The organism is Bradyrhizobium sp. AUGA SZCCT0177, assembly GCF_018130125.1.
Lineage (GTDB): Bacteria > Pseudomonadota > Alphaproteobacteria > Rhizobiales > Xanthobacteraceae > Bradyrhizobium.
In genome coordinates, this window is record NZ_JAFCMA010000033.1 from 55,066 (window position 1) to 66,562 (window position 11,497).

9 protein-coding genes and 1 pseudogene are annotated in these 11,497 nt (G+C 62.1%); 4 read left to right on the top strand and 6 right to left on the bottom strand.

The window, feature by feature from the left end:
* Window positions 1-160: 160 nt before the first annotated feature.
* A complete protein-coding gene (locus JQ597_RS30510) occupies window positions 161-970 on the top strand; it encodes a 4'-phosphopantetheinyl transferase family protein (protein WP_212269177.1) in 810 nt (269 codons plus the stop codon).
* Between the two features lie 3 nt (window positions 971-973).
* On the opposite strand, the pseudogene JQ597_RS38530 reads toward JQ597_RS30510, so the two are convergent.
* Window positions 974-2,271 (bottom strand): annotated as a pseudogene (locus tag JQ597_RS38530) (lysine N(6)-hydroxylase/L-ornithine N(5)-oxygenase family protein).
* A 22-nt stretch (window positions 2,272-2,293) separates the two neighbouring features.
* A complete protein-coding gene (locus JQ597_RS30520) occupies window positions 2,294-3,193 on the bottom strand; it encodes a GNAT family N-acetyltransferase (protein ID WP_349628911.1) in 900 nt (299 codons plus the stop codon).
* 6 nt (window positions 3,194-3,199) lie between these two features.
* Here JQ597_RS30520 and JQ597_RS37860 point away from each other — a divergent pair, with 6 nt between their 5' ends.
* On the top strand, window positions 3,200-3,436 hold the full coding sequence (locus JQ597_RS37860) for a hypothetical protein (RefSeq protein ID WP_249148340.1): 237 nt from the start codon (window positions 3,200-3,202) through the stop codon (window positions 3,434-3,436).
* Between the two features lie 139 nt (window positions 3,437-3,575).
* Here the strand turns inward: JQ597_RS37860 and JQ597_RS30525 are convergent, their stop codons facing one another.
* Window positions 3,576-5,243 (bottom strand): cyclic peptide export ABC transporter, encoded by a 1,668-nt coding sequence (locus tag JQ597_RS30525; protein ID WP_349628912.1) that lies wholly within the window; start codon window positions 5,241-5,243, stop codon window positions 3,576-3,578.
* Window positions 5,244-5,597: 354 nt separating this feature from the next.
* Between JQ597_RS30525 and JQ597_RS30530 the strand changes: the two genes are divergently transcribed.
* Both JQ597_RS30530 and JQ597_RS30535 read left to right on the top strand, forming a co-directional pair.
* Window positions 5,598-6,659: a siderophore-interacting protein gene (locus JQ597_RS30530; protein WP_212269180.1), complete on the top strand. Its 1,062-nt coding sequence runs from the start codon at window positions 5,598-5,600 to the stop codon at window positions 6,657-6,659.
* Between the two features lie 74 nt (window positions 6,660-6,733).
* Window positions 6,734-7,558, top strand: a complete 825-nt coding sequence (locus JQ597_RS30535) for an ATP-binding cassette domain-containing protein (RefSeq protein WP_212269181.1) — start codon at window positions 6,734-6,736, stop codon at window positions 7,556-7,558.
* A 35-nt stretch (window positions 7,559-7,593) separates the two neighbouring features.
* Here JQ597_RS30535 and fhuB read toward each other — a convergent pair whose 3' ends face one another.
* The 3 genes from fhuB to JQ597_RS30550 form a co-directional block, all read right to left on the bottom strand.
* Entirely contained in the window at window positions 7,594-9,600 is a 2,007-nt protein-coding gene (fhuB, locus tag JQ597_RS30540) for a Fe(3+)-hydroxamate ABC transporter permease FhuB (RefSeq protein WP_249148330.1), read from the bottom strand.
* On the bottom strand, window positions 9,587-10,444 hold the full coding sequence (locus tag JQ597_RS30545; protein WP_212269182.1) for an ABC transporter substrate-binding protein: 858 nt from the start codon (window positions 10,442-10,444) through the stop codon (window positions 9,587-9,589). Before JQ597_RS30545 ends, fhuB begins: the two co-directional genes overlap by 14 nt.
* Window positions 10,445-10,578: 134 nt before the next feature.
* Window positions 10,579-11,457, bottom strand: a complete 879-nt coding sequence (locus JQ597_RS30550; protein ID WP_249148332.1) for an alpha/beta hydrolase — start codon at window positions 11,455-11,457, stop codon at window positions 10,579-10,581.
* Between the last annotated feature and the right edge of the window lie 40 nt (window positions 11,458-11,497).

The following is an 11,497-nucleotide window of genomic DNA, read 5'->3' on the forward strand; positions in this document are numbered from 1 at the left end:
CGCCATCGCTTCAATGACCTCGTTGGCCCAGGCAATCTGTCCGGCGGTTGGCGTCAGCACCTTGTCGCTCCATCCATCATGGGGGCGCCGGAGAAGGGATAATTTTGATTTCTCGACAGCTTACATTACTCTTCAAAATTTCTCCAAATGGCCGATGGACATGGCGCTATCCGACGACGCTGGAAAGGACAAACTCGCAGTATCGCTAACGACGGCCAATGCACGAGATACCGTCGCGTGGTCTATCGCAACCAATTGCAGAATTCCGCAAGAAGAGCTGGGTGTGCGATGGCTGACCAGTCCAGGCATCTCAGGCCTGACCGAGCGGTTAAGACCGGAGGACATCGCCTTCTGGCTAGCGGCAGTGCATCCCTCTCATGACCAAGGCACCGAAGGACTGGGCACGCTCAGCTTCGAGCAAGCTGCCGCGGTGCTCGACGGCGAGGAAGCCAGCCGCCTGGTGCGCTTCGTGCACATTGAGGATCGAAATAGCTACCTCGCCGCACATGCCGGCGTCCGCCTTTTGCTGGGGAGCATTGTGGGGCACGCCGCCGACACCTTGCGGTTTCGACCGTCCGAGCACGGCAAGCCGATGCTCGTCTCAGACTCGCCGAACATCGACTTCAGCCTGAGTCACGCAAGAGGTGTGGTCGCTGTCGCTGCTGCGCGTTCGCCGGTCGGTGTCGATGTCGAGCCCTTGCGAGAAATCCCCGATCTGGATTCCGTGAGTGAGATCGTCCTGGCTCGCGAAGAGCGTGAGGTCCTGTGGAGCACTCCTGCCGCATTCCGCTCGCGGCTGTTTCTTCGCTACTGGACCCTCAAGGAAGCCATACTTAAGGCAGCCGCGCTTGGATTCATCATTCCACCGCATTCGGTGATCATCGACGCTGGCCCATCACCCGCCGTTCTTTCGCTACCAGCAGCGCTCGGGCCTGTCTCGCAATGGCGGCTGATAGCTCCCGCCGCCTGAACGCTAAGCTATCAGTTCGCGGCGCGAGATCGTCAAAAGCAGCGACTCGGCGATTTCCTGCGAACGGCTGGCCAGAACGGAGAGCAACGTGTCGCTCAGGCCGTGAGAGGCCTCGGAATACCCCTGGAGATGGATTTGCGGCCGAAACGCAGGGCTCGTGGCGAGCCTGTAATTGCGGTCGACAACGTCGTCCTGGATATAGCGCCGTATCGGCTCCAGAAACGCGTGTGGCGTTTCCCTGTCATAGCCGGTCGCAAGGATAACGGCATCGTAGCAGGAGCGGCGGTCCCGACCGTCGAATTTATCGACCGTTCGGATTTCAATGCCTTCAACAGCCGCGAGCACTTTGGTGATCTCGCTGCGCGGATGCAATTCGATGCCCGTCGTGCCGCTGACGCGCTGCTGGTAGAGCAAGCGATACAACTGATCGAGCAGATCGGAATCGACCACGGCATAGTTGGTATTTCGAAAATTGTGAACGATCGCATTCCGGCGCTCGTCCGGCTGGGCGTAGATAAAATCCGTGTAATCCGGATTGAAGATTTCGTTGACGAACGGACTGCTGTCGGACGGTTTTAATGCATGGCCGCGAAAGATCAGGTCAATGTTCGGTGCGGAAAACGGTTTCGAAGATCGACCGTCACCTCGACCGCGCTCTGCCCTCCCCCGACAACGGCCACGCATGCCGCCTTGCCGCCGAGGCCGGCGGACTCGACCGTATCGAGGTAGCGGCTTGAGTGGAACAATCTGGAATCGTCGGCGATTTTCGCGAAGACCTGCGGGATATTGGGCTTACCTCCCGCCGCCACGACAAGGTTCTTCGCAAGCCGCACCGTTTCACCGCCGGCGAAGTTGCGTGAATAGACCCGCAACGAATTCACCGACTGCCCCGCTGTTACGGGTTCGATGGCAACGACGGCTTCGCCGTAAGCCGCTAGTGACTTGAACTGCGCTGCCACCCACCGCAGATAATCGTTGAATTCCATCCTGCTCGGATAGAACGTCCGACAGTTGATGAAATCCTGCAAGCGGCCGTGCTTGTGCAGATAGTTCACAAAGGTGAACGGACTGGTCGGATCACGCAACGAAACCAGATCCTTGAGAAACGAGATCTGCATATCGCTACCCGGCAAAAGCATGCCGCCATGCCAGGTAAATTGGCGCTGCCTCTCGACGAAGAGAGGAGTGCATTTCAAGCGTGACCTTCTGGCGCACTCGTCCAGCGCGATCGCAAGCGCGAGATTGGACGGACCGAATCCGACGCCAATGACGTCGTGCTCGATGGCAAGCTGATGAGACATAAAGCTGCGCTCCGTTCGCGCGTTAGGCTGTGGGTGCCGGACCGGCCGTCGCCGGTAGCCACAGCCGGTCACCAAAGAAGCGCTCGCGCAGCAGCATGACCAGGGTGGCCCGCTTGTGTGGAAAATCGAAGTTCTTGATCCTCGCGAATCCCGAGAGTTCAAGGTTGCGGAGTTGCTGCGAATGCGCCGCCGCCGGCTCGCCGACGATCCGCTGGGTTCGGCAATCATCCAGGAACATGTAGTGCATCAGCGAGGGCAGCCATGCGCTGATGTAGCGGCGTCCCCGATAGGCGTCCTCTCCGACGACAACGTGCCAGCCGCGATCGTAATCATCGGCATCGTAAAACGGCGCGATACGGTTTTCCTTGGCCCAATAGACCTCGAAATAGCCGAATGGCGCGTCGCCGAAGCAGCCGATCAGCGGCAGCATGTGCGGATCGGCCAGAATAGTGGACAGATACTTGCGATGCTTTTCCAGTTCGCCGGCTTCGTCCCAGAAGGCGTCGACGCGAGGATCGTTCATCCAGCGGTGCAGCAAATGAAGATCATCATTCAGATCCGCGACACGGAACGAGATGATCTCGGAGAGCCAGGGGATGAAGCGGGCATACACCATCCCCGCCGGCTTTTGCGGGCGTCGCGGATGCCGTTTGCCGTCCGTCATGACGTGCAGTTGCGGCATTGGCGACCGCTCGGCATCGACCAGCCAGTTGTCACGACGCTGCATGACCAAATCCGGAAGCAGCACGAGGTTGCTTCCGGCCACGACAGCGAGGCCATCGTCGAGCAATTCGCGCGCAATCGGTTCCCGGACCGAATCCAGAAGAATCCGGTTGAGACCCGGGCGCCATCCGAACATTGCCTCTGCAGCCGCTGAAACCGCCCGCACCGCAAGCCGCGGATCGTCGGGAGCATCAAGCATCTTCAGATGATCCAGCTGCTCATCGAGACGCAGACGCATCATCGTAGCGCCACCAGCAACGACCCGCAGCTCCGCACCGTCTTGAAGGACCGTCGCGGCGGCGCGCGGCCCGACCGGAAACGCATGAATATCTTTCGCGGAGCTCGACGTTTTGTTCATCCGGCACTCGTATTACGTGATTGCTTCAAACAAGACGCGATCTTCGCTCACGCACGCGATGTAAATCACTCCCGTGCAGGATGACAAGGAATGCCAACGCACCCAGTTTAGATTCCTTACAAAACCAATGAATGACCGGGCCGGGACGTTGCATGCCCTACTCAAGGCCGGCGCCGGTGGTGCCGGAACTTAGATTCAAATTTTTCGGGAGAATAAAACAGGTCTAAAGAGGCGCATCGGTTGGAACAGATGACGGCTCCATGACGTAATGGGGCCTCGCCTCGCCAGCGACAATCTTGCCATGCCGGAGCCGCACAAGGTGGTCCGCCGCGCCAAAATAACGGTCGTCATGTGAGATCACGATGATCGTCTTGCCCAGGCGCTTCAGGTCGGGCAGCAATTCGGTGTAGAAGATGTGCCGGAACGCCGGATCCTGATCCGCCGCCCACTCATCGAACACCAGAACGGGCCGCTCCTCGAGCCAGGCATTCATCAGAGCCAGCCGCTTGCGCTGGCCGGTGGACAGATCCGTTGTCGTGAATACGCCATTTTCAACCGAAACCTTGTGCGCGACCTCCAATCGCTCAAGGTACCGCTCGGCGATATCGGGCACCATTCCCGCTCCCTGCAAAAGATCTTCAAACAGGTAGTAGTCGGAAAAGATTGTCGTGAAGAGCTGCCGGTAGTCATCGCGGGTTTCCGTTACGACCGACAGGCCATCGCGAAGCACCGCGCCGCTTTGCGGGGCGTAAAGGCCCAGCAGCAGTTTGATAAGCGTGGTTTTTCCGCTGCCATTTTCGCCGACAATGAAAACGATGTCCCCCTGGCGGATGTGCAGGTCAATCGGGCCAAGCACGAAGGGATTGCTGCCGGGCACGGTGCGGAAGGCGTACGACACCCCGCGGAGTTCGATCGATTTGATCTTGGCCGATGCTTCCGGCGCGGTCGAAGGCGCAGCCAGCAAATCCTGTTCAGGCGTGGAGAACTGTTCCGAGAGCTCGGCGATGCGGCGCATCGCCACCTGTGCGCGGCCGAGCGCGGGCAGAATACCTATAACCTGGTCAATAGGACCCCGCATATAGAGCAGCACCAGCACAAAACCGCTGGAGACCGAGGCGGGACTGTCCGGCCACAGGAATGGGCGCAGCGTCAGCGCCACGCCGATCACCACGAAGAACAGCATCGTGCCGAAGGCACGTGCGGTGACGAAGAGATTGATCGACTTGATCTGCACCGTGCTGATCAGATCGACGGTACGCTGGAGCTTGTCGACATACACGCGCTGCCGGCGGATGCGGTTCAGGCGCAATTCCTTCGCGCCCTCCGCGATCGCCCGGTAGTGCTTCTGCAACTCATCTTCCGAGTCGCGGGCGGCATTGAAGCCCCGAACCCCTCGCGTTCGCGCAAAGGCATGCGCCAGCGAACCCAGGATGATGACCAATCCCGTGATCAGAAACAGCGGCCACGACAATACCGCCAGGTAAACCATGCAGCCGAAAGTGATGACGACGGACACGAAGAAGGACGAAAAGAAGAACGCGAAATCGCTGATCGTGTCGACGTCCTGGGTGAGAACCGGGATCAGGCGATGGGTACGATAAATCTCGAGTTGGTCGATCGGGGCGGCCAGAATCTTGGCCGCAAGCGACTTCCGAAGCTCGGCAATGATCCGCTGTCCGACATAATTGGCGCTTATATCGGAACCGATCGAACCAATCAGGATCAGCGAACACAGGCCCGCAAAGGCAAAAAGCAGCGTCACGACATCGCTCTGCGACGCATAGAGGCCACGATTGACGACCGCTAGCAGCCCCGCAACGCTGGCGCCGCCGACAATACCGAGGACGACGCCACCGAGCACAATCGGCCAATACGGCCGCAGGAGATGCAATATCTGCGCGGTCAGGCCGCTTGGTGGGATCATCATGAATGCCGCGCTGGATTATGGCTGAAGCGAACCTACACGGCCCGTCGTGACACGAACAGCCTTGCTGGAGTGATGCGAATACATGATGGCAGCATGGCTATTCCAGCGGTTATTTTCCGGTCTTTTTCGATCGATTCTAATTTGTGATCGGCAACGCGTTTAATAAAATGTCGGGTAGTACCCCCTTTGCATCGCAGCCGAAGAGCGCGTAGGACATGGATCCGGCCGCCGTATCGGACCGCGATACCCGGAAATCGAAGCGCTCGCAGGCCAGCATCGGACAGGCCCGACTGGAGCAGGCCCGACTGGAGAATGACTTTGGATTCGCTCGTCTCCGAAACCCGCATCCAGCTTGCCGATGCCGCCGGTCTTGCTGCCCGAATGATTGATCATCTGGCCGAGCATGACATCGCCTTCGAGGATCAGGGCGGCCTGATGGTGGCGAAACTGCCGTTTGGAACCAGCTCACTCGCCGTCGAGGCCGAGACACTCAGGATTCGTGTCGAGGCCAACGACAAGGGTCACCTCGAAATGCTGCGTTCGGTCGTAGCATCCCACGTCATCGAGTTCGCAGGCGACGAGGCACCGACGATCGTCTGGTCCGGCCATGAATCGGATGGCGGGACGTTGGCCAATTTCCGCGAGGTACGGCTGAAAGCGGCGATCGATCTCACGCCCCGCATGCGCCGGCTGACTTTCACCGGGGACGACATCACGCGTTTCCTGGATGACGATGACCTGCACGTCCGGCTGTACTTTCCACCAGAGGGCCTCGCCAAGCCTGAATGGCCGTGGCCTGCCGCGGACGGACGTATCATGTGGCCCGAAGCGGACCGCAGGCCTCTCACCCGCTACTACACGATCCGTCGCATCGATCTGCAGACCCGCGAGATCGACATCGATTTCGTGGTTCATGACCATGCCGGGCCTGGCTCCGCATTCGGGCTCAACGCGCGAGCCGGCGCCATTTGCGGCATGGCCGGCCCACTCGGGCGAGGTATTCGTCCGGCGCGCTGGTTTATGCTGGCAGGCGACGAAACCGCCCTGCCCGCCATCGCGCGCATCCTTGAAACACTGCCGGCGACGGCAATGGGCGAAGTCTTCATCGAAGTCGCCGACCAACTCGAGGAGGTTCCGCTGATCGCGCCAGCCGGCATGTCGGTTCGCTGGCTGCATCGTGGCGACCATCCAGCGGGGACAACGCAATTGCTGGTCGATGCCGTCAAGGCCCTGCGATGGCCCGATCACCGCGAGGTCTTTGCATGGGTCGCCTGCGAAGCGCAGGCGCTGAAGGCACTGCGAAACCATTTGCGCGATGAGCGAAAACTTTCCCGCGATCAGCACCTTGCGGTCGCGTATTGGAGCCTGCGCCAGCCATGACGTCCCAACGTCGCACACGTGGACCGGCCGGGCTGCGTTCTCTTTGCACCACATAATTCTACCAGGCGTTCCCCATGCACGCAGTTCTGCCAACCGAAACCGTCCCGGCGTCGCGCGACGCGGCCATGCCCTTGTTCGAACTGGACCAGGTCGGCTTCGCGGTGGCAGGCCGCGCGTTGCTCGAACCGCTGACCCTGACCCTTCCCGCTCGCAGCGTCGTCGGCCTGATCGGACACAATGGCTCCGGCAAATCGACCTTGCTGAAGATGCTGGCGCGGCAGCAGCCAAACTCCTCCGGTACGATCCGCTTTGAAGGGCGTCCATTGCGGGAATGGAGCGATCGGGAATACGCGCGAAAGGTGGCTTACCTGCCGCAGCAGACCCCGCCCGCCGCCGGCATGCTGGTCAAGGAGCTGGTCGCGCTCGGCCGTTATCCCTGGCATGGCGCGCTCGGCCGATTTGGCGATACCGACCGCAACAAGGTCGCGGAAGCCATGGCGCTCACCCACATCGAGCCGTTTGCGGACCGGCTCGTCGACACACTGTCAGGCGGCGAGCGCCAGCGGGTCTGGATCGCCATGCTGGTCGCGCAGGACGCCGAATGCCTGCTGCTCGACGAGCCGATTTCAGCGCTCGACATCGCCCATCAGATCGAGGTTCTGTCGCTGGTGCAGCAGCTCGCCCGTGAGCGCAACCTCGGAATTGTCGTCGTTCTCCACGACGTCAACATGGCGGCCCGCTTCTGCGACGAGATCATCGCGCTGCATTCGGGCAGACTGATAACGCGCGGAACGCCTGACAAGATCATGACGCCGGCCGAACTCGAAACCATCTACGGCATCCCCATGGGGGTGATGCCGTCTCCGGATCAAAGCCACCTCATCAGCTTTGCGCGGTGAACAGGCGGATCATCCGCCCTGCATTGCAGCGGGGGTCACGCGCGCCGCGGGCGCAATAGCCACACCAGATATGGACCGGCGAGCATCATCGCGAAGATGCCGGCCGGCATCTGGAACGGGAATATCACCATCCGCCCTGCCCAGTCCGCGAACACCATCAGGGTGCCGCCAATCAGCGCGGCCAGCGCTACCTGATGAATCGCGCGTTGCGCCCCCATCATCCGCGCCATGTGCGGCGCGATGAAGCCGACCAGACTTAGCAGCCCGACCATCAGGGTCGCGGTTGCCGTCAACAACGCGGTCAGCAGCATGATGATGATTCGGCTCCGCGCCAGGGATACGCCCACCGAACGCGAGGCCGCCTGACCGAGCGGCAGGATATCGAGCCAGCGCGACAACATCGGGACCAGTGCCAGCAGGATAATCGCGGCGATGGCCAGTATCGCAGCCTCGGTCGGACCGATCTGATAAAGCGATCCCGCCAGCAACGACAGAAGCATGCCGATGCGGGGGTCACCGGTTGCAAGCACCATGGCCATGATCGCGCCGAACGCCGCGCTCATGGCGACGCCCGCCAGCAGCACACGCTCCGGGCTGAATTCGGATCGCCGGCTGAACAGCAGAACCAGGCCGAGCACGCTGAAGGCGCCGATCGCCCCGGCTGCGATCTGCGCCGCGCGGGTGTGAGAGGGCAACGCGTACAGCAGGACTAAGACACCCATCGCGGCGCCATAGCTGATTCCCATCACCTCTGGAGCCGCCATTGGGTTTCCGGTCATGCGTTGCAGCAGCGTGCCGGCCACCGCCAGCGTGGCCCCCGCAGCCAAGGCCGACACCACGCGCGGCCAGCGCCACGGCAGAAACTCCTGGATGCCGGCCAGACCGCTCCAGCTCCAGCCCTCTGAACCGACCCCGACCGCAAGCGCGATCCAGACCACGAGCAGCAGCAAGGCCAGACCGAACAGGATCACCCGCCAGGGATGGTCGAGACGTGGTGGAACGGATGGCGTGAGGTTTCCCACCGGCGCGGTGGCCCGAAGCCGCGGCAGCAACAGCAGCAACATCGGCGCACCGATCAGGGCGGTGGCGGCGCCAGCCGGCATTTCGCGATAGCCGGGCGGGATCAGCAGCACAAGCTCATCCGTCAGCCACAGCAGCAGCGCGCCGCAAAGTGGCGCCCAAATCAGCCGGTCACGAAAACGGCGCGCTCCTGACAGCATGACGATGGCCGGCGCGGAAAGGCCCACGAAGCCCATCACGCCGACCACGCTGACAACCGAAGCGCTGAGCGCGATCGCGATGCCAAGCGCGCAGACCCGCGCGCCGGTCAATCCAAGGCCGAGATTGCGCGCGGTCTCGTCGTCGAAGCCGAGCAAGGTCAGCGGGCGGACCATCGCCGCGATCAGGAGGAAGGAAATGATGAAACGCGGCGCAAGGAACGCGACGTTGTTCCAGTCCTGCTGATTGAGGAAACCCGCGCCCCAGATGAACAGGCCGATGAGGTATTCGTGGTTCAGCAATATCAGGGCCTGGGTCGTCACCGCGCAATAATAAGCAACGATCAGCCCGGCAAGCACCAGCACGACCGGCGATAGCGCACGGCGCCAAGTGAGACCGAACACGCACAGGAACGCAGCGAATCCGCCCAGCAACGCAATCCACTCACGGCCGAAGGTGAGCAGCGACGGCGCCCATAAGGTTGTCACGGACAGCGCGAGATAGGCTCCGTTCAGGACACCAAGGGTGCTCGGTTCAGCAAGCGGATTGCGCAGCACCTGCTGACAGACCGTTCCTGCGAGGCCCAGCGCTGCGCCGGCCAGCAGCGCCACCGCTATGCGCGGAAACACCGTGTAATGCACCAGCATCTGCTGCGGATCGTTGATCTCGGGGCGCCACAGCACCGGCAACCATGCGTTGGCCGGCAGAAACCCCGACAGATGCCGCCACGTCAGCGCAGCCGCTACTGCAAACAGCAGCCCGATCAGCACCGCCGGGTGCATCGCGATCCCGGAGCGGGCGGGCAGCGCCTCAACCTTGCTCATTTTTTTCCTGCGGCAGACGTTCGGCGAGAAGGCGGGCGAAGCGCTCAGCTGCCGGCACGCCGCCATAGAAGAATTGATTTCCCAGCACCGTCAACCGCCCCGACCGTAGGAACGGCAGGGTTCGCAACACCGGGCTCGACGTGAGCAGAGCTTCGATATCCGCGACCCGCGAACTCATCAGGATCAGCCGCGCATCCGGCACCGCCGCGAGCACTTCAAGGCCGACGCTGGTATGTCCCCACGGACCGCTCTGCCCGGTCCATGCGTTCTTCAATCCGAACTGGTTCAGCACCTCCTGATAGAGGCTGTTCGGACCGAACACCAGCGCACGATTGCGCGCGATCTCGCTGACAAGATAAAGCGGCTTGCCGCCGCGGTTGCGAAGCTGCTCACGGTAACCGGCCATCGCTGCATCGAAGCGCGCGAGATAGGCTTCGCACGCGGCCTGCACGCCGACCCGCTGTGCGAGCTCCATCGTCGAACTGCGCGCGGTTTCCAGAGGATGGCGACCGGGCCTGAAAATCGTGAAAATCTCGACCGGGGCGATCAGCTTGAGCCGGGGTATTGCCGCAGTGATACTGGGATCGATGATGATAATGTCAGGCGCGAAACTCTGCAGCAGCTCGAGATTCGGCTCCGAACGCAGGCCGATTTCCTGAACGCTTGACGGGACGGCGGGCTCGACGACGAGCCTGCCGTAGCGCTCGATCTCCGGAACCACGAGCGGCACGACCCCTAGCGCGAGCAGCGTCTGTGCACAGGCCCAACCGAGCGCGGCAACGCGCGGCCCGGGCTGTGACGTGGCGGCTTGCGTGGCGCAAAGCGGCCAGTTGCCGAGCAGCACGCCTCCGCCGAGGCTCACGCCTGCGGTGAGAACGGCGCGGCGTGACGGCCGGCGATCTGAGGCAATGACAGGCTTTTTGTTCATGGAAATCGGCTCAAAGAGCTCTCGCGGCCAAGGCAGGGGACGGAAGGCCATTATGACATACCTTCAATCCTCGTGTCCGTCCAAGCCCTGGCGCTGGAGGCGCTAAAAGCGTTTGCCAGGGCCCGCCCGATCGCCGCCTGCGCCTGCAAGGCATTGGCAACGACATTTCCCATCCGCAAAAACTCATGGATCATGCCCGGATAGATCTGGAGATCGACGGCAACGCCGGCGGCGCGAAGCCGTGCCGCATAATCCCGCCCCTCGTCCACCAGCGGATCATATTCGGCAAGCACAAAAAGCGCCGGCGCCAGCCCGGAGAGATCGTGCGCGGCCAGCGGCGCAAAGCGCCAATCGTCGCGGTCGGAATCGTCGCGGAGATATTGCCGGAAGAACCAATCGACGGTGTCCCGCTCGAGCAGAAAGCCCGAGCCATACCGGTTATAGGAATCCGAGGTCTGCCGTGCGCTCAGGCCTGGGTAGGCGAGAACCTGCAGAACGGGCTGCGGCAAGCTTGCGTCAGCCTTGGCTGCGATCGCCAGTGCTGCGGCAAGCGTCCCACCGGCGCTATCGCCGCCAACAGCAACGCGGCCCGCGTCCAGCCCGGCCGCCTCCCCCTCGCGACCGATCCAGGCCAGCGCATCGACGGCATCCTCGAACGCCGTCGGAAATTTATGCTCCGGGGCAAGCCGATAACCAATCGACAGCACCGCCGCACCGCTATCGGCGGCGAGGCCGCGGCACAAGGGCTGATGCGAATCGAGACTTCCGACGACAAAGCCGCCGCCGTGCATATAAAGCAGAACGGGCGTGGGATCTTGCGCGTCCGGCTCCCGCGGGGCGTACAGCCGCGCGGCGATGGCCTCCCCATCGCGCGTCGGCAGAGAGAGCTGGCGTTCAAACGCCAGCGCCGGAGGGTCGACGTCGAGCAACGGCGAAGAAGCGTCGAAATCCGCGCGTGCCTGTATGGCG